Here is a 23,243-nt window from a genome sequence, read left to right on the forward strand (position 1 = left end):
TTTTCTTAAAATTTACCAATTATCTGATATCTTTTCAGAGATAATTTCAAAAGAATCGAAAGTGGGGGCAGGAAACGGTATTTTTCATATAAAAAAGAGTGCCCTCCGCTTGTAAAAATCTTTGGCAGAGGTACACTCTCGTTTAATTATTCATTTTCATCGCTGATTCCAATTCCCAATTCATCCAGCTGCTTTGAATCTACCGGAGCAGGAGCTTCTGACATCAGACAGGAGGCATCTTTTACCTTAGGGAAGGCGATTACATCACGGATGCTGTCTGCACCTACCATCAGCATAACCACACGGTCAAGACCATAGGCAAGGCCTGCATGAGGCGGAACCCCATACTTAAACGCATCCAACAAAAAGCCGAACTGTTCCTGTGCCTGCTCTTTGGTAAAGCCCAGCAGCTCCAGCATCTTGGACTGGATGTCGCTCTGGTGGATACGGACAGAACCGCCGCCAAGTTCCGTACCGTTTAATACGATATCGTATGCTTTGGCACGGACCGCACCAGGGTCGCTGTCAATCAGAGCCCAGTCTTCATCCATAGGCATGGTGAACGGATGGTGCATCGCTGTATACCGTCCCTGTTCTTCGTTATACTCTAAAAGCGGGAATTCTGTTACCCATAAAAACTTAAAATCATCCTTTTTCAGAAGATCCAGCTGTCTTGCAAGCTCTAATCTCAAGTTACCCAGTACATCAAATACTACCTTGTCACGGTCTGCTGCAAACAGCAGAAGATCTCCTGGCTTTCCGTCCATTGCATCTGCCAGCGCATGAAGTTCTTCTTCGGTCATGAATTTGGCAAAGGAGCATTTGTAAGTTCCGTCTTCGTTAATGGCAAGGTAGGCAAGGCCTTTTGCGCCAAACCCTTTTGCATATTCCACAAGAGCGTCGATTTTTTTACGCGGCATGGCTCCCTGGCCTTCGGCATTGATCCCGCGGACAGAGCCGCCCTGTTCCAGTGCACCTTTGAAGACTGCAAATTCTGTATTTCTGACTACGTCGGAAACATTTTTCAGTTCCATGCCAAAACGCATGTCCGGCTTATCTGAACCAAAACGGTCCATTGCTTCCCGCCAGGTCAGTCTCAGGAGAGGAACATCAATATCCACATTACAGATCTCCTTGAATAATTTCTTCAACAGTCTTTCATTGACTTCCAAAACATCCTCTACATCAACAAATGACAGCTCCATATCAATCTGAGTGAATTCCGGCTGCCGGTCGGCACGAAGGTCTTCATCCCGGTAGCACCTTGCAAGCTGGAAGTAACGGTCATAACCGGAGCACATCAGCAGCTGCTTATAAAGCTGGGGAGACTGGGGAAGGGCATAAAAGGCCCCTTTATGAACCCGGCTCGGCACCAGATAATCGCGGGCGCCTTCCGGTGTGCTTTTAATCAGCGTCGGGGTCTCAATCTCCAAAAATCCCTCTTCCGCAAGAAATGCTCTGGTCAGTGTAGCGACCTGGCTTCTTACCTTAATATTCTTTTGAATGTCTGGTCTTCTTAAATCCAGATAGCGGTATTTTAATCTCAGTTCTTCCTTTGTCTTGCTGTTTTCTTCAATCGGAAATGGGGGAGTCTCGGATTCGGACAGAATTCTTAAGCCCTTTGCACGTACTTCAATCGCACCGGTTGCAAGATGTTCATTGACACCGCCGGCCCGGCTCTCAACCACACCGGTGACTGCGATCACAAATTCACTCCTTAACTTTTCCGCTTTTGCAAAGCTTTCCGCTTCGCAGCTGCTCTCTTCAAAAATAATCTGCAGAATTCCGGAACGGTCTCTCAAATCGACAAAGATAAGCCCTCCCTTATTTCTGCTTTTCTGAACCCAGCCCATAACAGTAACTTCACTGCCTATATCTGCTGTGGTAACCTCTGTACATCTATGGGATCTTTTTAATCCCAGCATTGACTCTGCCATATTATCCTCCTGATATCCTTACTTCAGCTCTTCTTTGTAGAATTCCTTGAACTGGGTATACCCTTCCTTTATAAGACTTTCCTTCTGGAATTTTTTATTCTTATTCATCTGGGAAACCAAAACGGTCACTCCCTTGGCCCGTTCTTCCATCGCCTCTTTCATAACCTGGTTGGTGACTTCATCACTTACGCCTTTTTCAATGAGAAATACTTTTTTCTCATCACTTCCAGGTACGGTAAATCCTTCGTCCATTAAAATCGTGATGATCCGCTCAAAACCGATGGAAAATCCGCAGGCCGGAGTATCCATGCCTGTAAATTTGCCGATCATCTTATCATAACGGCCGCCTCCGCCTACGGAACCCGGGAATCCGTCTACCTGGATCTCAAAAATAGTTCCGGTGTAATAAGACATCCCCCGTACCAGAGTCGGATCAAACCGGATCTCAAACTTGCTGGTGGATATGCCGCTCACGCTGTCCATGATTGCCGCCAGATTCTCTGCTTCCCCCGGTTTTAAAACACCGTTCAAAACGGCTCCCAGGCTGCGCACTCCTGCAGAATCAAAGGTGACGGAATCAAAAAGAGACAGATATTTCCTGATCTTTTCCTCTTCATAGCCTGCCTCGGAAAGCTCTCTTGCCACACCGTCCATGCCAATCTTGTCCATCTTGTCCAAAATGATAAATACCTGGTCATAGGCTTCTTCCGGGAAACCGCAGTATGCTGCCATTCCCTTTAAGATGTTCCGGTCATTGATCCGGACCGTATATCCTTTAAAACCGATCTTTCCAAGGAGTGTGGTGGTCGCAAGGATGAGTTCAATCTCTGCCATTCTGGTAGGATCTCCAAGGATGTCGATGTCACACTGTACAAACTGTCTGAAACGGCCTTTTTGCGGACGGTCTGCTCTCCATACACTTCCCATCTGAAGGGATTTAAAGGGAGAGGGCAAAACGGCTGCATTGTTGGAATAATATCTGGATAAGGGAACCGTTAAATCATAACGGAGTCCGCTGTCTACCAGATCATTTTCCTCCCTGGCCTCTTCTAAATTTAATTTTTCCCCGCGTTTCATGATCTTAAAAATCAGCTTCTCATTGTCACCGCCCTGTTTGCTGGAAAGATTCTCGATATGTTCCACACAGGGAGTCTCAATGGAATGAAAGCCAAAGCCACCGTAAGTTTCACGTATCTGTTTCATTACGTATTCACGCACCTGCATCTCAGCGGGGAGAATATCCTTCATTCCGGTAACCGGTTTCTTTTTTAATGCCATTTTATTCACTCCGTTTTTCTGAATTTATAAATTTATCCTGCCTCTATTGTAAATTACATTTCCAATTTTGCAAGCATTTTTTCTTTTCTCTCCAGCATTTCATCAATCCTTGTGATGTATTGCTCCACATCTTTTACATTTTCCACCCGCTCCAGACGGTTTTCTGATGGGAATACCACTTTCGTGGTGGTTCCTGCACCCAATGCGATGATGGTCTGTTTTTCCTCCATGATCAAAATGTTGTAAATACAGGCTTTGCCGGGAAGGGAATAACCTACATTCTCAAAATTCCCCGCCATGTTCTTCTGGCGGTACAGGTAGTAGGGTTCCTGCCCCATTTCTCTGGCATAAGCAGCCGTTAAATCAATCATCTCCTGGGTGTTGGTGATCTTTAAATCGCCATACTTTTCCTTGAACATATTCAGACGCGCCGCACGCTTGATGGCAAGGGAATGAACGGTGATGCTGTCCGGGCCTAAGGCTTTTATCTCTTCCATGGTATGCTTCACATCATCCATATCCTCTTCCGGCAGGCCGATGATGAGATCCATATTGATGTTGTCAAAGCCTAAGGATCTGGCCAGGTGATACTGCTCCTTAACCATATCCACCGAATGTCTCCGCCCAATGATGGATAATGTCTCCTGCTTCATGGTCTGGGGATTGATGGAAATCCGGGTCACTCCATGTCCTTTTAATACCCTTAGCTTGTCCTCTGTAATGCTGTCGGGCCGTCCGGCCTCCACCGTAAATTCCTTGACCGTCTGAAAATCAAACGTTTCCTTCAGTCTTTTGATCAGCCGGTCCAAATGAGCGGCGGAAAGGGAGGTGGGGGTACCGCCTCCAATATAGACGGTATCCAGCGTCCTTCCTTCCATCTTTGCCGCTGTATAATCCATTTCCCGAAACAACGCCTCTAAATACTCTTCCATCCGTTTTTCCCACTGTGCGATGGGGAAAGAGGTAAAGGAACAGTATAAGCAGGTGGTGGGGCAAAAGGGGATTCCCACATATAAGCTGTAACCATGAGCATAGTCTATATCAGAAAGAAGATTCCATTCCCTTTTTGCGATCTCAATGCTCAAATCAATTTTTGCATCACTGGTTAAGTAGGTCTCCTTCATATAAGCCCGGACAGCTTCCTCCGGCTGTCCTTCCATAAGCTTTGTCATGGCGATCTTGGTGGGCCTGATCCCGGTTAAGGTCCCCCATGGAAGTGTCTTCCCGGTAAGTTCCCTTGCCATGCCGTAAAGCATCCTCTTAATGCGGTTTTTCGTATCAAACCGGTCCCCAAACTGGACAGGAGTGCTTTCGGAGCATTCCCTTGCGTTGTCCATATCCTTTATCCGGAGTCCGAAACGGTCCGCCCCTGTCTGGCTATGGACCAGAAGGCGGTAGGTTTCATTTGCATCCTCTTCATGAGCAAACGTTTCTCCCGGATAAAATGCCATCAGCAATTCCCGGATATCCTGTTCAAAAGACTGGTCGTCTAATATTAATCCTATCATGTTCTTTTTCCTATCCTCTGTATAATGCAACCGGATTGAAGGCTTTCTCGTGGCCGATCGTGGTCATTTCGCCGTGTCCGGGGTAAACAAGGGTATCTCCCGGCAGTATAAACAGCTTTTCCCGGATGGAGTTTATGATCTTGGACTGATCTCCGGTTGGAAAATCCGTTCTTCCCAGGGATTCCAAAAAGAGAGTATCACCGCTGACTAAGACCTCCTCCTCTGCCGCATAAAAGCAGATGGAGCCTTCGGTATGCCCCGGAGTATGGATCACCTGAAACGAGATTCCTCCCACCTCTAACCGCTCCTGATCCTTTAAGTCCCGATCCGCCTCCAGAGAATAGGCTCTCCCAAACGAAGCAGATAAATTAACGGAGGGGTTCTGTAAAAGCTCTTTTTCCTGTTCTCCGGCATAAATCCGTATCTCGGGAAATTCACGTCTGATGTCTTCCACCCCAAGAATGTGGTCAAAATGTCCGTGGGTTAAGAAAATCGCCTCCGGTGTTACTTTTAGCTCCCTGCAGCGGGCAAGGATATCGTTTCCCTGTGCGCCTGGATCTACAATGACTGCTTTCTTATAGGCTTCCCGGTAAAGGATGTAGCAATTGGTGCCGATTTGTCCCACCGGATAAGTTTTGATTCTGAAATCACTCATGATTTTGTCTCCTTACTGATATTATCTGTATGTATTTCTGTCTCACAGGGTAAAAACGGGAATATCCGTACCATATTGCAGCTTCACTCCATAGTGGTCCGCATATTCGGTCCACAGCAGATTCTTTTCCTGTCTTGTGGTGATAAAATAATCCGATGCTGCAAACAGGCTTTGTATCTCTTCTTCTGCGGTTCCTTCCTGCAACAATATCCGGGCATTTTGATTCTTGTGCTCCTTCAAAAACTCCCTGAGCAAAGCATCATGCCCCTTTCCCCCGCCAGAGGGAGGAAGATACAAAATAAGCCGTGTCTCCGGCCAGAGTTCCGGGGAGGAACTATACTCTTTTATGACCTTCTGCCATACCGGAAACGGTTCTTCCACATCCGGAATAAAAAGGATGTTCTTCCGGTCATCTTTTTCAATTACCGGTGCTGCCGGACTCCAGAATTCCTCTGCTTCCGTTTGATAGGCTTTAATGAACTCCTCCACCGGCAAAAGGAGAGCTTCTTTTCGTTCCAGCAGCTTATCCGGACTCCAGTTCCACCATGCGATGGCGTTGAGTGCAGTTCTCTGCTCCTCCGGGAAACGGTACCCAATGATCTTTGCGGGATTTCCTGCTGCAATTGCATAGGCAGGAACATCCTTTGTGACCACGCTTTCCGCACCTATGATGGCTCCGTTGTGAATGGTGACCCCGCTTATGATCGTCACCCCATGCCCAATCCAGACGTCGTTCTGGATCAGAACGGAGCCCTTTCGCTTTAATCTGCTTTTCGTACTTCCGCTTATAAAGGAGGGACTTCCCTGAAAAACGGATTTATAATCGTGATTTAGATTCACCAGGAATGTTATTTTTTCTGCCAGGGCAGAATATTTGCCTATTTGTATACAATGAACACCTTCCGCGTAGTTAAAATTGATTCCGGACTGGATCTCAGCTCCCACAATATAACTGTCAACGTCGATTTGTAACAAGGGAAACTGCATTTCCGATCCTGGTACCGGCAGCGGACAAACCGTTGCCTGTCTGATGGTATAAGGGTTGTAGCGCACACCCTGTATCATCCAAATTCTCCTTTCCATCACGGATCTTCGGCTAAAATTAAGAAAACTGCGCTATCCCGCAGTCCTCTCAATGTCTATAACACCCTCGATTTGTCTCAGCTTATCAACCAGTTTTCCCAGTTCCTCCACTCCGTGGATATCAAAGGTCATGGTTATGGTCGCCTTGCCCTGTTTGTTGGTTCTGGAATTCATGGAAGTAATGTCGATCTGCCGTTCCGTAAATACCTTGGATATATCAACAAACATACCGATTCGGTTATTGGCAAATATTTTGATTTCTGTGGAATACCTCTCTTTGGTATCGTCACCCTCCTGCTCCTGCCATTCTGCGTCAATGAGCCGGTTTCTCTCCTCCTCCGGCAGATTAAAGACATTGATGCAGTCGGTTCTGTGAATGGAAATTCCTCTTCCTCTGGTCACAAAGCCGACGATCTCGTCTCCCGGCACCGGGCTGCAGCATTTGGAAAAACGAACCGCAAGGTCATGAATACCCTTGACGACAATGCCGCTTCCGGAACGCCGCTTAATGGGAAGCTTGTTACTCATGTCTTCAATGCCATTTAAAATGGTATTGTCCGTAACTTCCTTCTTTAGTTTTTTATCCCTCTCATCAATCATCTTATTGATGACCTGGCCCTCTTTTAATCCGCCGTGGCCGATGGAGGCAAGAACGGACTCCCAGTCGCGGAACGCATAGCGCTTCATGACTTTTTCCTGGTACTCCGGCTTGTTAATATCCGAATAGGTAATTCCTTTTGCCTTGCAGTAACGGTCCACCATCTCCTTGCCGCGGATAATGTTGTCTTCCTTCAGCTCGGTCTTGAACCACTGGTTGATCTTATTCTTGGCCTGCGTGCTCTTTACCAGATTCAGCCAGTCTCTGCTGGGACCCTTGCTGTTTTGTGAGGTTATAATCTCTACCTGGTCCCCGTTCTGGATCACATATTCAATATTGACAAGTTTGCCGTTGACCCTGGCTCCCACCATCTTATTGCCTACGGCACTGTGAATGGAGTATGCAAAGTCAATGGGCGTTGAACCGCTGGGAAGATTTTTTACATCACCGGAAGGCGTAAAGCAGTAAACACTGTCGGAAAACAAATCCAGATCGCCCTTTACCATGTTTAAGAACTCCAGGTTATCGGACATATCCTTCTGCCATTCCAGTATCTGGCGCAGCCAGCTCAGCTTCTCTTCTTCTTTTGCGGCCGCCACCTGCCCGCTGCCGCTTTCCTTGTACTTCCAATGGGCCGCGATTCCGTATTCTGCCGTCCGGTGCATCTCATAGGTACGGATCTGTATCTCAAAGGGCTGACCATTGTTGCCGATCAACGTAGTGTGAAGGGACTGGTACATGTTAGGCTTTGGCATGGCAATGTAATCCTTGAAACGGCCCGGAATCGGCTTATACATCTCATGGATCACTCCAAGGGCCGCATAGCAGTCCTTGACGCTTTCCACGATGATCCTGACTGCAAACAGGTCATAGATCTGGTCCAGGGTCTTATTCTGATTCACCATCTTTTTATAGATACTGAAAAAATGCTTTACACGGCCATCTACCCTTCCTTCAATTCCGGAAGCACGCAGATGCTCCTGTACCTCGTCAACAATGCTCTTTACAAAGTATTCCCTGGCATCCTTTTTTAGTGATATTTTCTCTGCCAGTTCGTAATACGTGTCGGGATGGAGGTACTTTAAGGATAAATCATCCAGCTCAATCTTGATCTTTGATATACCGAGACGGTGTGCGATGGGAGCATAGATCTCCATGGTCTCCCTTGCCTTATCCTTCTGCTTCTCCGGCTTCATATACTGCAGAGTCCGCATGTTGTGCAGGCGGTCAGACAGCTTAATAATGATGACACGGATATCTTTTGCCATGGCTAAAAACATCTTCCTCAGGTTTTCCGCCTGAAGCTCCATCTTATCCATGGACCAGGATATCTGGGTCAGCTTTGTTACACCGTCCACTAAAAGAGCCACTTCCCCGCCGAATTCCTCTCTCAGCTCATCTAAGGACATCACGGTGTCCTCCACCACATCATGGAGGATGCCTGCTGCAATGGTTTCCTTATCCATCTCCAAGTCCGCCAGTATAATGGCAACGCAAAGAGGGTGAATGATATAGGGTTCACCCGATTTTCGTTTTTGGTCCTTATGCGCATCGTATGCGATTTGATAAGCCTTTTGGATCATGGTAAGATCATCGGATGGATGGTATCTTCTGATGCATTTCACCAGTTCTTCATAAAGAACCTCGGGGCTTGTAAAATCTGCCGGAGCTTCCAATTCCGTATCCAGCCTCCGCTTCTCCTGTCTTCCCATTCCCAAAGCTGTCTCATTACTATTTTCCATGATTGGATAATCTGCCATATACCGTCACCTTTTTTTGTAGCATTCCCAGTATTCACCGTTTTTTAAACGTAGTTATCATTCATTATAATTATTATTGTCGAAAAATGCAATTATTTTTTCTTTCTCTGCCTGATCTAAAAAAGCCCCTTCCAGCGCATAACGGTTCATCTGCCTCAAATCTGCTTCTGTAAATCCCAGATATTTCTTGATAAGCTCCGCTTCCTTGTTAAGGGTCGTATCCGATACGGTAATGTTGTCCGTATTGTAAGTCACCCGGATTCCTCTGTCATAAAAAGCCTTCAAAGGATGCTCTTTGATAGACGCAACTGCCTTTGTCTGTAAGTTGCTGATCACACACATCTCTAATGTAATCTTTTCCTTTTTCAAAAGGTCCATACACGTTTCCGAATGGATGGCCGCACAGCCATGTCCAATTCTCTTTGCGCCGTAAGACACCGCTTTTAAAATATGATCGCTATCCCCGCACTCGCCTGCATGAATGGTAAAGGGAATGTCTTTCCGGTAAGCCTTTTTAAAGAGAGGCTCAAAATGTTCCATCGGCACCATTCCCTCCGGTCCGGCAATATCTACACCTGCCACACCTTTCTTTAAATAAGATCCGGCAATCTCAAAGGTTTCTTCATTTTCACGGTCAGAGCCGTTGACCATGGAACAAAGCAGGACTCCGGCCTTTATGGATGAGTGTTCCATTCCTTTTTCCACTCCACGGATCACTGCTTCCACCGTTTTTTCCTTAGAAAGCCCTTTTTTTATATGAAGCTGGGGTGCAAACCGGATTTCAGCATAGATAACCCCCTGTTTCGCCAACCGCTCCACCAAATCCTTTGATGCCAGCTCCAGGGCCTTTTCGGTCTGAAGCAGCTGCCCCGGTAAATCAAAGCACTTTAAATACTCCACCAGACTTTCGCAATTTTCTCCCACGGAGACACATTCTTTCATACTGCGCCCCTCAAAATCATATCCTGTCTCATCTGCCAGCTGCCTGATCACCTCAATGGACAAAGAGCCGTCCAAATGCAAATGGAGATCCGTTTCCGGTCGTTTCATAACGATCCCTCCTTCCTTCATTGGAAACATTCTATCATATTCCCGGTAAAGCAACAATCCGTTTCCAGGATTATCTAAAATGGCAGACGGGAAAATCCGTCTGCCATTTTAAAGAACCACACACCATAAGGGTATGGTGATCAAAGACAACAGAGTGGTCACTACCACGCACTTTGTTGCAAAAATATAATCTCCGTCATACTTTGCAGCAAGTATGGCGGTGGTGCTGCCGGCCGGCATTCCGGTAAGAAGTACGGATATTCCGGAAAGCAGGGGATCTACCGAAAACAGACGGCAGCCTGCAAATACCAGCAGGGGGATCAAAAACAGGCGGATCACCGTATATTTTATGATTCCCCGGTCAAGGATCGTACCAGGCTTCACCTCAGCCAATATGGTTCCGATCAAAACCATGGATACCGTAGTGGTACACCCGCCGATGTTTCTTACTGTATTCTCCAGAAATACCGGAAGGTTAAGCTGCGTGACCATTAAAAACATGCCGATGTATACCGCAACAATGCAAGGGTGGGTCACGACTTTTTTCACTACAGTCTTCCGGTCCGGGCTTTTTGTAAAATAGGATACTCCGGCCGACCACATTACGATCCTTTGAGGGATCAGAAAGATAGAAGCATACATCAGACCCTGGCCCCCGTAAACTCCTTCTGCAATCGGATTTCCCATAAATCCTGCGTTGGAACATACCGTACCATACTGAAGCACCTTTTTCCGTCTGTCCGGTTCCCTGTTATAAAGGGTCCTGGCAAACAGCAGACAGCCAAATTGAATTAATGTGGCGATCACCAAAATTACGGCAAATCCTTTTAAAATCTCCATATTAAACTCAATAAAAAAGGAGCTGATGATATTGCAGGGAAGAATCAGGTAAATGACCAGATCCGTCAATACAGCTTTTGCATGTTCCGGTAAAATACCTTTTTTCCGAAGCACAATGCCTGCCGCTACCAGAAGAAAAAGCATCCCCTGCAGATTTATGAGACTGCTGTAATCCATATTTATCACTCTTCTTTTGATTTCATGTATTCATCCATGGCATGGGCCACAATTTTAGAATAGGCGACCGCCTCTACCACGGTCCTGGCTCCTAACACCACATCTCCGGAGGCAAAGACACCCGGAATGGTGGTACGCCCTTCGTCATCGGTCATAAGAAGACCGTTTTGACTGGCTTTTAATCCTTCTGTGGTGTTCACAAGCTTGCTCTTTGGTCCCTGACTGATGGAAATGATGGTGGAATCCGCATAAACCTGTTCCTTTTCCTCGGATATCCCAATCTGTTTTCCTTCTTCATCATAGCTCACCGTTAAAAACACAGGACCGTCATCCGTAATCTCTACGATCTGCTTTCCAAACTGGAAATCTGCACCGTCAAGCTTGGCATACGTGGTTTCATGCTCGCTGGCATTGCTGCGGAGCCCTCTTGCATAGAGAGTCACCTTTCTCGCTCCATGGCGGATGACCGTTCTTGCTACGTCCATGGCAGAATTTCCCATTCCAATGACAGCCACCCGGTCTCCCAGATCATATGCATCGGGATTTGCCAGATAGTCTATGGCATAGTGGACATTGCCCAGAGATTCCCCTTTTACCCCCAGAGTCTTTGGTCTCCATACTCCGGTTCCGATAAAAATACTCTGATATCCATCCCGCACCAGATCTTTAATCTGCAAAGCGGTACCGATGGCTGTATTGGGGCGAATCTTCACGCCGAGGTCCAAAAGTTTTTTGCGGTACCGTTCCAAAATGGATTTGGGCAGGCGGAAATCCGGTATGCCGTACTGAAGGACACCGCCCAGCTTATCCTTTGCATCAAAAATGGTCACACTGTAGCCTTCCTTTGTTAAAAGAACGGCAATCGTGATGCCCGCCGGTCCTGCACCGATCACCGCCACCTTTTTTCCATTCTTGGGCTTGCATTCGATCTTCAATTTATCAAAAACCGTATCTGAAATATAGTTTTCAATACTGCTGATATGGACGGATTGGCCCTTTTTCCCGAGTATGCAGTGCCCCTCGCACTGCTTTTCGTGATTGCATACCAAAGAACACACCAGGGACATTGGATTATTCTCAAATAACATCTCTCCGGCCTGGTTGATATCTCCGCCCTTAAATGCCTGGATCATCTGTGGAATCGGGGTGTTAATCGGGCAGCCCTGCCGGCACATAGGCTTTTTACAATTTAAACAACGGTTCGCTTCGTCAATTACATGTACGGCCATATGATTCATCCTTTCTCTATCTGCTGTTTATGAAATTGCTGCAGTCAACACAGCATTATTTTTTAATTCATATCATATCATAGGGAAAATCATAAAATCAATAGGACCCAAAGATGTATCGAAAAAAATAAATTTTGATAAAAATATATCGATAATTGAAGAAAAACCGCCTGATTTTTCCTCTTATTTTCCTTCGTAAATGATCAGAGATTCCACGTCATATCCGGCAAGTTTTTCTCTTCCTTTTAATCCTGCAAGTTCCATGATAAAGCAGATCTTTACCACCTCACCGCCAAGCTCCTCCACTAATTTAATAATGGCTTCGATGGTTCCTCCGGTGGCGATCAGATCATCAATGATAACCACTTTCTGACCCGGCTTGATGGAATCTTTATGGATCTCAATGGTTGCGGTCCCATACTCCAGTGCATAATCTGCAGAAAGAACCTCTCTTGGAAGCTTTCCCTTTTTACGGATCGGGATAAAGCCTTTATGCTCTGCGTAAGCCACTGGAACACCGAAGATAAACCCTCTGGATTCAGGACCGATGACAGAATCGTATTCCACACCTTCAAGCATCTGGCGAACGCCATCCACTGCCAGGGAAAGTCCATTGGGATCTTCCAGTATGGTCGTCACATCCCGGAAAATGATCCCTTCCTCCGGAAAATCAGGAATGCTTGTGACATATTCTTCTAACTTTTTCATTTTTTATACCTCATCATTATATTATTCATACGGTAAAAGCACGACCTTTCCTATTATATCGCAAACCTGCTTTACAGGCAAATGTTGTTTTTACTGTTCGGGCATTTTAGGCAACAACAAATGCCTTCCGCAATGTATGACGGAAGGCATGTCAAAGTTCTTATTCATTCTTAACCTCTTGGATGGACTCCTGTATAAGCGTGGCGGACCGCATCTTTCTGGGTATAATTCATATACATCTGGGTGGTCGCCATATCCGAATGCCCCAGCATGGCTTGTACCACATGGATGTCCGCTCCGTTGCGGAGCAGATGAGCTGCAAAAGAATGGCGGAGAGAGTGAGGGGTGATATCCGCCTTAATTCCCGCCTTATCGCCGTAAAACTTGATGATCTTCCAGAATCCCTGACGGCTCATGGGCTTCCCGTTGCAGTTGGTAAACAGCCATTCCCCATCCTGTTCCTTTAATAAATAGCTCCGTCCCCGCTCCATATAGGCAGAAAGGGCAAGCTTTGCCACTTTTCCAAAGGGGATCATGCGCTCTTTATGCTGGTCCCTGCAAGTGATATAGCCTACCATAAGGTTTAAATCCGTTTTTTTTAAATTGATCAACTCGGATACCCGGATGCCTGTGGCATAGAGAAGCTCCAGCATGGCCCGGTCTCTCAGTTCCTTGGGAGAATCTCCGTCTGGCTGACTTAATAAGCAGTTCACTTCATCCACGGTCAGTATGGTAGGCGCTTTTTTTTCCACCTTGGGTGCTTTGAGCAGTTCTGCCGGGTCCTTGCTGATTCTGCCTTCTGCACATTCGTAATGAAAAAATGCCTTCATGGACGCCAGTGTTCTTGAAATAGTAGTCGTTGCTTTTCCTTCCTTTTCCAGGTAAAGGATATAGGAATTAAGGCTTGTCTTAGTGACTTTGCCTACTTCTACAATCCCCTGCCGTCCCAAAAAGGAGGCCATCTGCATCAAATCCCTCTGGTATGATACCTCAGTGTTTTTTGATGTTTTTTTTATCTCTCTCAAATAAATTATAAAATGATTAATCTCAACTACCATTTCCATTTCCCCTAACCGTTCGGTTTAAAAAACGCCTTAAAATAAGGCTTCATTCTACCATTATATAGACTATTTTCGATAAAATCAAACACATTTTTCCCACTTTTCTGGTAGTTTCCGACCACTTTACATAATATATACAAGATATTGGCTATTGGATGAATTTGTTCGCTAGATATGGTAATATTGCGGTTGTAATTTTTTTATTTTTTTTCTCTGATCACAGGACATATTTCAGGAAAATCGGGTTGATCCACGCTTCCAGTGCGCTGCCGGCGGACGTAAGGAGCAAAAGCAGCAGGAAGCCAGGAATCCGGAAACGCCGTTCTTTTTGCACTCCCCAAAACAGCAGGATGGAAAAAACCGGAAGGTAGCAAAGGCACTGGGGCATGACCGTCATGAGGAAAACGGGAAGCCCCATCAGACCTTTTTGTACGGTTATGACGGACACTACAAATCCCATGGAGAAACCTGCTCCGGCGGTAAATATGCCAAATAAAGGCAGGGCATATGCGGTCATACCCACCAGCCAGATGATCCAAACCTCCATCATTCTCTGGCTCAGTACCTGTCCGAAAAGCTCCATGCGCTCATCCTTTGTCAGATTCATATTTCTGTTTAAAAGCCCCAGATAGTAGCCCGCTTCATCAGCAAAGGATGAATACCAGAAATTTGCCATGACCGTCCCTGCAAAAAGTCCCGCAAAAAAGCAGAGAAGGAACACGTCCCAGGTCCTTGTGCTCCGGGTCACGGTCACATAGTTTCCTCCCGGAGCCTTTAAAAGTCTCACTCTTAATGTACGAAATAAACTGGGCATAAAAAATCCCCCTACAGGTCTTGTCACACTTTATGCCTGCAGGGGGACATTTATTCAGTTTGTTATTTCACATCATATTTCCGGGCATAGGCAAGAATGGCGGCTATGGTCTTTGCGTCGGTGATCTCTCCCCGGAATATCTTTTCTTCCAAATCCTTCACGGACCACGCTTCCACCTCAATGCATTCATCTTCATCAAGGTTCTGTTGGGATTCTTCCAAATCTCTGGCTACAAAAATATCAATGGCTTCATCACAAAATGCCACAGTCGTATTGACGCTGGCCAGGTATTCCAGATTTTCTTTCCGGGTCTTATATCCGGTCTCTTCCTCCAGCTCCCGTTGTGCACAGTCGATCTTTGGCTCCATCGGATCATCCAGTGCTCCGGCCGGTACCTCCAACGTAAACCGGTCTATGGCGTTACGGTACTGGCGGACCATCAGGATCTTTCCATCTTTTGTTACAGGCACTACTGCGGCGGCTCCGATGTGATGGATAAAATCCCAGTGGGCTTCATGACCATTGGCTAATACGGTATCTTCATAAATCGTTAATATGTTGCCTTTATATTTTAAGTTTCTGTTTAAGCGTTTTACAGGCGGCTGTCCCATTTTCATTCCTCCGGTCGGTGTTATAGTTCCGTACATTTTTTATAGCAGGCATCGGCTGCTTTTATGACGGCGTTCCTGAATCCTGCCTCTTCCAGGGCGGAAACGGCCGCAATGGTGGTTCCCCCAGGGGAACAGACCTTGTCCTTTAATGCTCCCGGATGCTCGCCGGTCTCCAGTACCATTTTGGCACTGCCGAGAACGGACTGGGCAGCCATCTCATAAGCCGCCTCCCTTGGCAAGCCGTATTTTACGGCACTGTCGGCAAGGGCTTCTATGAACATATATACGTAGGCAGGAGAGCTTCCGCTGACGCAGACCACCGCATTCATCAGACGTTCTTCCACCAGACGCATCTTTCCCAAGGAGCCGAAAATATCCGCAATGGCCTGTTTTTCTTCTGCTGAAAATGCCTTTTCCTCATAGCAGACTCCGGTCATTCCTTCTCCAAGGAGCGCGGGGGTGTTGGGCATGGCACGAACCACTCTTTTCTCATCTCCAAGCTTTTCTTTCAGCTGGGTGGTGGTGATTCCGGGAGCTATGGAAATAATAACATTCTTCTCCGTCACTGTATTTCTGATATCCGAGAGTACGGCAGGAAAATACTGGGGTTTTACAGCAAGGACAATGTATTGTGCGCTGGCTGCCAGATGTCCGTTGTTATCCACGTGTTCTATCCCCAGCTCTTTTGTGATTTCTTCGCACCGCTCTTTGTTCACATCGGTAAAAAGAATGTCTTTTCTGCTGTATGTTCCCAACAGCCCCTTTACGATTGCCAGTCCCATATTGCCGATTCCAATTATTCCGATCTTTGCCATAGGATAACCCTCCTGTCCTTTATTTCAGTTTTGCATTCAATTAGCACCATTTTAACACCATTTTTTAAATTGTCAATGAGGAGAAACGGTTTGAAAAAAATAACTATTGACATTTTGCTTTGCATCTCATATACTGTAGCAAAGCAAATCGTAAAACTGTTGAGCAGGAGTAAGTAAGATTTTTTCATCATGCACAGAGAGTTTCCGGCCGGTGAGAGGAAACGTTGATGTCTGATCCGAATGGACCTGCGAGGGCGGCTTGAAACCGGATATGTCCGGGAGTAGATGCTGACGGGTTTCCTATCCGTTATCAAGGGGATGCACATGTTGGTGTGTGATAAAGCGGGAGAAGTCTATCTTCTCCAATCAGGGTGGTACCGCGGAACGCAGATTATAAAGCTTCCGTCCCTCTTTCCATAGGAATATGGAGGAGGGACGGGAGCTTTTTTTTTATATTAAATTTCAGAAAGGAGTATGGAAACCATGAACATCACACCGGACTACCGGGAAATCGAAGCACTTGCCGCTTCCTATCCCGTAATCCCAGTCTGCAGGGAAATCTATGCAGACACTGTAACCCCCATTACCCTGCTGCAGAAGATCGCAGCGTTAAGCAGCCGTTATTACCTGCTTGAAAGCATTGAGGGCGGAGAGACCTGGGGACGCTACTCCTTTTTGGGATACGACCCGGTCATGAGCGTTACCTGCAAGGATCGGGAGGTTTTACTCCGTCATTACGGGACCGGTCCTGATGGGGTTCCTGACCAGATCATAAAAACGGATGCTCCCTATGACATTCTCCGGAATATCCAAAAGGAGTACCATGCCCCCAAGCTCCCCGGACTTCCGCCCTTTACCGGGGGGTTCGTTGGATATTTTTCTTACCGGATGATTGGTTATGCCGAGCCGGTTTTATCCATCAAGCAGGGGGACTGCAACGATTTTGACTTAATGCTTTTCGATACTGTGATCGCCTACGATCATCTGACACAGAAGATTACCATTGTGGTAAATATGAAAACCGGTCAGGTCCTGGAAAATTACAAAAAGGCCTGCGGCAAACTGGAACAGATAGCCCGCATGATCCTTCAGCCACCTCCTCTCCAAACGCCTGCCGCCGGGGTAAAACCTGACTTTCACTGCAATGTGACCAAAGAGGAGTACTGCCAGATGGTGGAACGGGCAAAGGAATATATCGCAAACGGAGATATTTTCCAGGCGGTTCTTTCCAGACGTTTTACCAGCGATTACCCGGATCATCTTTTCAATGCGTACCGGGTGCTCAGAACCACCAATCCCTCTCCTTACATGGTGTATTTAAATACGGGAGACATGGAGATCATGAGCACTTCTCCGGAAACCCTGGTCCGCTTAAATGAGGGGCGTCTTACCACCTTTCCGGTGGCAGGCTCCCGGCCGAGAGGCAGCAATGAGGAGGAGGACAAAAAGCTGGAACAGGAGCTTTTGGCGGATGAAAAAGAACTGGCGGAACACAACATGCTGGTGGATCTGGGAAGAAATGATCTTGGGAAAATCTCAGAGTTTTCCACCGTGGAGGTAACCGGATACCAGATGATCCACCGGTATTCCCGCATCATGCATATCTGCTCACAGGTGGAATCCCAAATCAGAAAGGACTGTGATGCTTTCTCTGCCATAGAATCGGTCCTTCCTGCCGGCACTCTGTCAGGCGCTCCGAAGATCCGGGCATGTCAGATCATTGACGAACTGGAATCAGAGCCAAGAGGTATTTACGGCGGTGCTCTCGGATATGTGGACTTTACCGGAAATATGGATACCTGCATCGCCATACGGATGGCGGTCAGAAAAAACGGAACGGTAACGGTGCAGGCAGGAGGCGGCATTGTGGCTGACAGCGATGCGGAACGGGAATACGAGGAATCGGAAAACAAGGCAAAGGCAGTGATACATGCGCTGGAACAGGCGGTGGAGGTGAACAACGAATGATTCTTTTTATTGATAATTATGACAGCTTTACGTATAACCTGGTACAGATGATCGGAGGATTGGACCCCAATATCCGGGTGATCCGCAACGATGAGCTTTCCGTGGAAGAAATTAGAACATTATCTCCCAGCCACATTATACTCTCTCCCGGTCCCGGCTACCCAAGGGATGCCGGGGTATGCGAGGAAGTGGTTAAAAGGCTTGCCGGATCAATGCCTATTCTGGGGGTATGTCTGGGGCATCAGGGAATCTGCGAAGTTTTCGGAGCCAAGATAAAACGGGCCCAGAAGCTGATGCACGGAAAGCAGAGCATGATCACCATTGCTTCTCATGATCCCCTGTTTCAAGGGCTTAAAAAAACCATTCCTGCTGCCAGATACCACTCTCTCATTGCCGCAAAAGAATCTTTTCCTTCCTGCTTACAGGTCATCGCCACAGATGACTCCGGGGAAATCATGGCGGTAAAGCATAAGGATTCTCCGGTCTATGGCCTGCAGTTTCACCCAGAATCCATCTTAACTCCCGACGGAGAAACCATTTTAAAAAATTTTCTTTCCATAAAAATCAAAGTTAAAGGAGGAAATCACCATGATTCAACAGGCAATCCATGAAGTAATCGAAGGTCAGGATTTAAGCTTTGAAGCTGCAAGAGAAGTCATGAACGAAATTATGAGCGGAGAAACGACTCCTGCCCAAATGGCGGCATTTTTAACCGGACTGCGGATGAAGGGGGAAACCATTGATGAGATCACAGCCTGCGCCACGGTCATGAGGGAAAAGGCACTTCGGCTGGAACCGGATTTCCCTGTGATTGATATCGTAGGCACCGGAGGGGATGAGGCCGGGACCTTTAATATTTCCACCACCAGCGCATTTGTGGTGGCCGCAGGGGGCGTTCCGGTGGCAAAGCACGGAAACCGGAGCGTATCCAGCAAAAGCGGGGCTGCCGACGTTTTAGAGTGCCTGGGCGTCAATTTAAATCTTACGGCGAAACAGTCCGAAAAAATTTTAAAGGAAACGGGCATGTGTTTTCTTTTCGCACAGGCTTACCACGCTTCCATGAAATATGCCGGTCCGGTCCGAAAGGAGCTGGGCATAAGGACCATCTTTAACATTCTTGGGCCCTTGTCCAATCCGGCAGGCGCGACCATGCAGCTGCTGGGCGTGTATGACAGAAAGCTGGTGGAACCATTGGCCCAGGTGCTTAGCAACCTTGGCGTCAAACGGGGATTGGTGGTATGCGGCCATGACGGACTGGACGAAGCCACGGTCACGGGGCCCACCCATGTGTGCGAGATCCGCTTTGGGGAACTGATTCCTTATGACATTACACCGGAGCAGTTTGGACTAAACCGTGCCACTCTGCAGGAACTGACCGGCGGTTCCCCGTCGGATAACGCGAAGATCACCAGGGAAATCCTCACCGGAAAACTTCACGGACCGAAACGGGATATCGTTATATTCAATTCCGCATTGAGCCTGTATCTTGGAATTGATGACTGTTCCATCCTCCAGTGTATGAAAACCGCAGCCGATTTGATTGATTCCGGAAAGGCGATAAAAAAGCTGGAACAATTCGTAACCGCCACCAGTGAGGTAGTCTTATGATCCTTCAAAAATTAGCTGCTGCTTCTAAAAAACGGGCAGAGGCAGCAAAAGAAAAAATTCCTTTGGAAGAAATGAAACGTCTGGCATATCTGGCACTTGAAGATTCGGGGAAAAACGGGAATGACGTTCCTTTTGAACAGGCACTTTCCGCACCGGGAATCTCCTTTATCTGTGAAATCAAGCGGGCCTCCCCCTCAAAAGGGCTTATCTCCCCTGAATTTCCTTATCTGGAGATCGCTAAGGATTATGAACAGGCGGGAGCCAATGCCATTTCCGTTCTTACGGAACCGGAATATTTCCTTGGAAGCAATGAGTATCTGTCCCAGATTCATGAGCTGGTCTCTCTTCCTCTTCTGAGAAAGGACTTTACCATAGACCCCTATCAGATTTATGAGGCAAAAGCCATTGGGGCATCTGCCGTACTGCTCATCTGTGCACTTTTGGATACGAATCAATTAAGGGAATATTTAAAAATTTGTGAAAGCCTTTCGTTAAGCGCCCTGGTTGAGGCCCATGACGAAGGGGAAGTTCATTCTGCGCTTTCAGCAGGAGCCAGGATCATTGGAGTCAATAACCGGAATTTGAAAAACTTTGAAGTAGATTTTGAAACCTCCCTCCGGTTAAGAGCTATGGTTCCCGAAGGTGTGCTCTTTGTTGCAGAAAGCGGAATAAAAACGGACACGGACATCCGCACCCTGGCAGGGGCCGGAGTCCATGGTGTCCTGATTGGAGAAAGCCTGATGCGCTCTCCGGATAAAAAAGAGGTGATCGGCCGGTTTCGGAGGGCTGCCCTATGAGGAATCGAAAAAAACGGATCAAACTATGCGGACTGACCCGTCCGGAAGATATAACGGCAGTAAATACATGGAAGCCGGACTATGCAGGCTTCGTATTTGCTCCTGGAAAAAGGCAGATCTCTCCTGCTGCAGCCCGTGTCCTAAGGGACTCTCTACTGCCTGAAATTCCTTCTGTGGGAGTCTTTGTAAACAGCCCGGTAAAAGAAATCATTTCCCTGGCCGGGGAGCATACCATCGGACTGATCCAGCTTCACGGAGATGAAAATGAGGAGTATATAAAATGTTTAAAAAAGCAGCTTGACCACCCGGTTCCCATTATAAAGGCCATAAGGGTCCGGTCAAAAAAGGATATTGACCAGGCTGTTGATCTGCCTGCCGACTTTCTGCTTTTCGATACTTATTCCAAGGACTCCTACGGCGGCAGCGGCAGAGTCTTTGACTGGACCTTAATCCCGGATATAAAAAAACCATGGTTTCTGGCAGGAGGACTTCAAGCCTCCAACATAAAGGAGGCCATGAAAACCGATGCCTACTGCCTGGACCTAAGCAGCAGCGTGGAGACCGATGGTTTGAAAGACCCTGAAAAAATCAAAGAAATCATACAAATTATAAGGAGTGAAAATCAATGTCAAAAGGAAGATTTGGACAGCACGGCGGACAATTTATCCCCGAAACGCTGATGAACGCAGTCGGGGAGCTTGAGGCGGCATATGAAACATACAGCCACGACCCGGCCTTTCTTTCAGAGCTAAATGCTCTGCACGAAACCTACACCGGAAGACCGTCTCTGCTTTATTATGCCGGGCAGATGACAGAGGATTTAAACGGTGCAAAAATCTATTTAAAACGGGAGGACTTAAACCATACCGGTTCCCATAAAATCAACAACGCTCTGGGGCAGGTCCTTCTTGCAAAAAAAATGGGAAAAACCCGGGTTATCGCCGAAACAGGGGCCGGACAGCATGGGGTAGCCACCGCCACTGCTGCCGCTTTGATGGGAATGGAATGTGAGATCTTCATGGGAGAAGAGGATACGGAACGGCAGGCTTTAAATGTATTCCGTATGGAGCTTTTAGGTGCCACCGTCCATCCGGTCAAAAGCGGAACCAAAACCTTAAAGGATGCCGTCAATGAAACCCTTCGGGAATGGACCAACCGGGTGGAGGATACCCACTATGTGCTGGGTTCTGTCATGGGTCCTCACCCGTTTCCCACCATTGTAAGAGACTTTCAGAGCATCATTGGGAAAGAGGTGCGCACCCAGATTTTAAAAGAAGAAGGCAAACTTCCGGACTTATTGATTGCCTGTGTGGGCGGCGGCAGCAATGCCATGGGACTCTTTTATGAATTTCTGGAGGAACCTTCCGTAAAGCTGGTGGGATGTGAGGCAGCAGGACACGGCATTCATACGGATAAAAACGCGGCCACGCTCTCCACCGGCACACCTGGCATCTTCCACGGAATGAAATCCTATTTCTGCCAGGATGAATACGGACAGATCGCTCCCGTATATTCTATTTCCGCAGGTCTTGATTATCCGGGCGTGGGACCGGAGCACGCAGCCCTGTTTGACTCCGGCCGGGCACAATACGTTCCGGTAACGGATCAGGAGGCAGTGGAAGCATTTGAATACTTATCCCGTAAGGAAGGGATTATTCCGGCCATTGAAAGTGCTCATGCCATCGCTTATGCCAGAAAAATTGCTCCTTCCATGGGAAAGGATCAGGTCATCGTCATCAATCTATCCGGGCGGGGCGACAAGGATGTGGCAGCCATTGCCCGTTACAAGGGGGTCCAAATCTATGAGTAGAATTTCACAAGCATTTTCAAAGGGGAAAGCATTTATCCCATTTATCACCGCAGGAGATCCGGAACTTGCAATTACGGAACAGCTGATTCCTGCTATGGCAAAGGCCGGGGCTGATCTTATTGAAATCGGAATCCCATTCTCCGATCCCGTCGCGGAAGGCATCGTGATCCAGGAAGCGGATATGCGGGCCCTGGCAGCCGGTACAACCACCGACAAAATCTTTGAAGCGGTAAAAAGGGTCCGCAAGGCAACCGATGTTCCCCTGGCCTTTATGACGTATTTAAACCCGGTTTTTGTATATGGCAGCGAGCGGTTCATTAAAAATATGGCGGAATGCAAAATTGATGCGCTGATCGTTCCGGATATGCCTTTTGAGGAAAAAGAGGAGCTTCACCCCATATGCCGCAAATATGGAATTGATTTGATTTCCCTGATCGCTCCCACCTCAAAGGAACGGATCAGGACCATCGCCTCGGAGGCAGAAGGGTTTGTTTACTGTGTCTCCTCCATGGGGGTTACCGGTGTCCGGTCGGAAATCAGCACCAATTTAGGAGAAATGGTTTCTCTGGTGAAAGAGACAAAAAAGATTCCCTGCGCCATTGGATTCGGCATCTCCACGCCGGAGCAGGCAAAAGAAATGAGCCAGGCGGCAGACGGTGTGATCGTGGGAAGCGCGATCGTCAAACTGGCGGCAGAATACGGAGCGGACTGCATCGCCCCCATCTGTAACTATGTGCGAGAAATGAAAGCCGCCATTACAGACATTTCCTGATTTTATTCTTGACAACCGTCTGACCCGGTGCTACACTAATGCCACAAGAGGGAGCTCGTAAGCGGGCTGAGAGGAAGTAATCAAACTTCGACCTTTATAACCTGATTTGGGTAATGCCAACGTAGGGATTTATACGAGACGGATGTATTTTCCGAGCCTGTACC

Annotated in this window: 21 protein-coding genes, 1 riboswitch and 1 other annotated feature; of the genes, 7 read left to right on the forward strand and 14 right to left on the reverse strand. The window is 47.3% G+C overall.

The genetic code is table 11. From position 1 onward, the window contains the following. Positions 1 to 146: 146 nt before the first annotated feature. The 14 genes from aspS to proC form a co-directional block, all read right to left on the reverse strand. Positions 147 to 1,937: an aspartate--tRNA ligase gene (aspS, locus tag VIG27_RS14050; protein ID WP_394523153.1), complete on the reverse strand. Its 1,791-nt coding sequence runs from the start codon at positions 1,935 to 1,937 to the stop codon at positions 147 to 149. An 18-nt stretch (positions 1,938 to 1,955) separates the two neighbouring features. Next, a complete protein-coding gene (hisS, locus tag VIG27_RS14055; protein WP_394523154.1) occupies positions 1,956 to 3,215 on the reverse strand; it encodes a histidine--tRNA ligase in 1,260 nt (419 codons plus the stop codon). Between the two features lie 53 nt (positions 3,216 to 3,268). Then, a complete protein-coding gene (hemZ, locus tag VIG27_RS14060) occupies positions 3,269 to 4,723 on the reverse strand; it encodes a coproporphyrinogen dehydrogenase HemZ (protein ID WP_394523155.1) in 1,455 nt (484 codons plus the stop codon). 10 nt (positions 4,724 to 4,733) lie between these two features. Then, positions 4,734 to 5,378, reverse strand: a complete 645-nt coding sequence (locus tag VIG27_RS14065; RefSeq protein WP_394523156.1) for an MBL fold metallo-hydrolase — start codon at positions 5,376 to 5,378, stop codon at positions 4,734 to 4,736. A gap of 42 nt (positions 5,379 to 5,420) precedes the next feature. Beyond that, positions 5,421 to 6,443, reverse strand: coding sequence for a CatB-related O-acetyltransferase (locus tag VIG27_RS14070; RefSeq protein ID WP_394523157.1), 1,023 nt, complete (start codon positions 6,441 to 6,443; stop codon positions 5,421 to 5,423). 51 nt (positions 6,444 to 6,494) lie between these two features. After that, positions 6,495 to 8,771, reverse strand: a complete 2,277-nt coding sequence (locus tag VIG27_RS14075) for a RelA/SpoT family protein (protein ID WP_394527595.1) — start codon at positions 8,769 to 8,771, stop codon at positions 6,495 to 6,497. 105 nt (positions 8,772 to 8,876) lie between these two features. Further along, complete coding sequence (add, locus tag VIG27_RS14080; protein WP_394523158.1) at positions 8,877 to 9,869, reverse strand: adenosine deaminase; 993 nt, start codon at positions 9,867 to 9,869, stop codon at positions 8,877 to 8,879. 108 nt (positions 9,870 to 9,977) lie between these two features. Further along, positions 9,978 to 10,886: an AEC family transporter gene (locus VIG27_RS14085; RefSeq protein WP_394523159.1), complete on the reverse strand. Its 909-nt coding sequence runs from the start codon at positions 10,884 to 10,886 to the stop codon at positions 9,978 to 9,980. 5 nt (positions 10,887 to 10,891) lie between these two features. Continuing rightward, positions 10,892 to 12,115, reverse strand: a complete 1,224-nt coding sequence (locus tag VIG27_RS14090) for an NAD(P)-dependent oxidoreductase (protein ID WP_394523160.1) — start codon at positions 12,113 to 12,115, stop codon at positions 10,892 to 10,894. 183 nt (positions 12,116 to 12,298) lie between these two features. Further along, positions 12,299 to 12,823, reverse strand: a complete 525-nt coding sequence (locus VIG27_RS14095) for an adenine phosphoribosyltransferase (protein WP_394523161.1) — start codon at positions 12,821 to 12,823, stop codon at positions 12,299 to 12,301. Positions 12,824 to 12,993: 170 nt separating this feature from the next. Further along, complete coding sequence (locus VIG27_RS14100) at positions 12,994 to 13,881, reverse strand: site-specific tyrosine recombinase (protein WP_394523162.1); 888 nt, start codon at positions 13,879 to 13,881, stop codon at positions 12,994 to 12,996. A 220-nt stretch (positions 13,882 to 14,101) separates the two neighbouring features. Further along, positions 14,102 to 14,698, reverse strand: a complete 597-nt coding sequence (locus VIG27_RS14105) for a stage II sporulation protein M (protein WP_394523163.1) — start codon at positions 14,696 to 14,698, stop codon at positions 14,102 to 14,104. 62 nt (positions 14,699 to 14,760) lie between these two features. Further along, entirely contained in the window at positions 14,761 to 15,309 is a 549-nt protein-coding gene (locus VIG27_RS14110) for an NUDIX hydrolase (protein ID WP_394523164.1), read from the reverse strand. 20 nt (positions 15,310 to 15,329) lie between these two features. Continuing rightward, positions 15,330 to 16,124: a pyrroline-5-carboxylate reductase gene (gene proC / locus VIG27_RS14115; protein ID WP_394523165.1), complete on the reverse strand. Its 795-nt coding sequence runs from the start codon at positions 16,122 to 16,124 to the stop codon at positions 15,330 to 15,332. 150 nt (positions 16,125 to 16,274) lie between these two features. Further along, positions 16,275 to 16,537: a binding site (T-box leader), on the forward strand. Between the two features lie 70 nt (positions 16,538 to 16,607). Here proC and VIG27_RS14120 point away from each other — a divergent pair. From VIG27_RS14120 to trpA, 7 genes are read left to right on the forward strand one after another with little or no spacing between them, the layout of a single operon-like run. Further along, complete coding sequence (locus tag VIG27_RS14120; RefSeq protein ID WP_394523166.1) at positions 16,608 to 18,092, forward strand: anthranilate synthase component I family protein; 1,485 nt, start codon at positions 16,608 to 16,610, stop codon at positions 18,090 to 18,092. Beyond that, a complete protein-coding gene (locus VIG27_RS14125; RefSeq protein ID WP_394523167.1) occupies positions 18,089 to 18,703 on the forward strand; it encodes an anthranilate synthase component II in 615 nt (204 codons plus the stop codon). The genes VIG27_RS14120 and VIG27_RS14125 overlap by 4 nt, the downstream gene beginning before the upstream one ends. Further along, positions 18,681 to 19,700 carry an anthranilate phosphoribosyltransferase gene (gene trpD / locus VIG27_RS14130; RefSeq protein ID WP_394523168.1) on the forward strand — a complete coding sequence of 340 codons (1,020 nt, stop codon included), beginning with the start codon at positions 18,681 to 18,683 and terminating at the stop codon, positions 19,698 to 19,700. The genes VIG27_RS14125 and trpD overlap by 23 nt, the downstream gene beginning before the upstream one ends. Beyond that, positions 19,697 to 20,497 (forward strand): indole-3-glycerol phosphate synthase TrpC, encoded by an 801-nt coding sequence (gene trpC, locus VIG27_RS14135; RefSeq protein ID WP_394523169.1) that lies wholly within the window; start codon positions 19,697 to 19,699, stop codon positions 20,495 to 20,497. Before trpD ends, trpC begins: the two co-directional genes overlap by 4 nt. Continuing rightward, complete coding sequence (locus tag VIG27_RS14140) at positions 20,494 to 21,177, forward strand: phosphoribosylanthranilate isomerase (RefSeq protein WP_394523170.1); 684 nt, start codon at positions 20,494 to 20,496, stop codon at positions 21,175 to 21,177. The genes trpC and VIG27_RS14140 overlap by 4 nt, the downstream gene beginning before the upstream one ends. Then, a complete protein-coding gene (trpB, locus tag VIG27_RS14145) occupies positions 21,123 to 22,307 on the forward strand; it encodes a tryptophan synthase subunit beta (RefSeq protein WP_394523171.1) in 1,185 nt (394 codons plus the stop codon). Before VIG27_RS14140 ends, trpB begins: the two co-directional genes overlap by 55 nt. Then, positions 22,300 to 23,079, forward strand: coding sequence for a tryptophan synthase subunit alpha (trpA, locus tag VIG27_RS14150; RefSeq protein WP_394523172.1), 780 nt, complete (start codon positions 22,300 to 22,302; stop codon positions 23,077 to 23,079). The genes trpB and trpA overlap by 8 nt, the downstream gene beginning before the upstream one ends. A gap of 37 nt (positions 23,080 to 23,116) precedes the next feature. Further along, positions 23,117 to 23,225, forward strand: a riboswitch (TPP riboswitch). The last annotated feature ends 18 nt before the right edge of the window (positions 23,226 to 23,243 follow it).

The organism is Lacrimispora sinapis, assembly GCF_043633585.1.
GTDB lineage: Bacteria > Bacillota > Clostridia > Lachnospirales > Lachnospiraceae > Lacrimispora > Lacrimispora sinapis.

Bases quoted from the DNA above. Each gene is read 5' to 3' on its own strand.
- VIG27_RS14070 (WP_394523157.1), bottom strand. From the start codon at position 6,443: ATGATACAGGGTGTGCGCTACAACCCTTATACCATCAGACAGGCAACG.
- VIG27_RS14065 (WP_394523156.1), bottom strand. From the start codon at position 5,378: ATGAGTGATTTCAGAATCAAAACTTATCCGGTGGGACAAATCGGCACC.
- VIG27_RS14085 (WP_394523159.1), bottom strand. From the start codon at position 10,886: ATGGATTACAGCAGTCTCATAAATCTGCAGGGGATGCTTTTTCTTCTG.
- VIG27_RS14090 (WP_394523160.1), bottom strand. From the start codon at position 12,115: ATGGCCGTACATGTAATTGACGAAGCGAACCGTTGTTTAAATTGTAAA.
- VIG27_RS14105 (WP_394523163.1), bottom strand. From the start codon at position 14,698: ATGCCCAGTTTATTTCGTACATTAAGAGTGAGACTTTTAAAGGCTCCG.
- VIG27_RS14100 (WP_394523162.1), bottom strand. From the start codon at position 13,881: ATGGTAGTTGAGATTAATCATTTTATAATTTATTTGAGAGAGATAAAA.
- trpA (WP_394523172.1), top strand. From the start codon at position 22,300: ATGAGTAGAATTTCACAAGCATTTTCAAAGGGGAAAGCATTTATCCCA.
- VIG27_RS14120 (WP_394523166.1), top strand. From the start codon at position 16,608: ATGAACATCACACCGGACTACCGGGAAATCGAAGCACTTGCCGCTTCC.
- trpB (WP_394523171.1), top strand. From the start codon at position 21,123: ATGTCAAAAGGAAGATTTGGACAGCACGGCGGACAATTTATCCCCGAA.
- VIG27_RS14095 (WP_394523161.1), bottom strand. From the start codon at position 12,823: ATGAAAAAGTTAGAAGAATATGTCACAAGCATTCCTGATTTTCCGGAG.
- aspS (WP_394523153.1), bottom strand. From the start codon at position 1,937: ATGGCAGAGTCAATGCTGGGATTAAAAAGATCCCATAGATGTACAGAG.
- trpC (WP_394523169.1), top strand. From the start codon at position 19,697: ATGATCCTTCAAAAATTAGCTGCTGCTTCTAAAAAACGGGCAGAGGCA.
- hemZ (WP_394523155.1), bottom strand. From the start codon at position 4,723: ATGATAGGATTAATATTAGACGACCAGTCTTTTGAACAGGATATCCGG.
- VIG27_RS14125 (WP_394523167.1), top strand. From the start codon at position 18,089: ATGATTCTTTTTATTGATAATTATGACAGCTTTACGTATAACCTGGTA.
- hisS (WP_394523154.1), bottom strand. From the start codon at position 3,215: ATGGCATTAAAAAAGAAACCGGTTACCGGAATGAAGGATATTCTCCCC.
- trpD (WP_394523168.1), top strand. From the start codon at position 18,681: ATGATTCAACAGGCAATCCATGAAGTAATCGAAGGTCAGGATTTAAGC.
- add (WP_394523158.1), bottom strand. From the start codon at position 9,869: ATGAAACGACCGGAAACGGATCTCCATTTGCATTTGGACGGCTCTTTG.
- VIG27_RS14075 (WP_394527595.1), bottom strand. From the start codon at position 8,771: ATGGGAAGACAGGAGAAGCGGAGGCTGGATACGGAATTGGAAGCTCCG.
- proC (WP_394523165.1), bottom strand. From the start codon at position 16,124: ATGGCAAAGATCGGAATAATTGGAATCGGCAATATGGGACTGGCAATC.
- VIG27_RS14110 (WP_394523164.1), bottom strand. From the start codon at position 15,309: ATGGGACAGCCGCCTGTAAAACGCTTAAACAGAAACTTAAAATATAAA.
- VIG27_RS14140 (WP_394523170.1), top strand. From the start codon at position 20,494: ATGAGGAATCGAAAAAAACGGATCAAACTATGCGGACTGACCCGTCCG.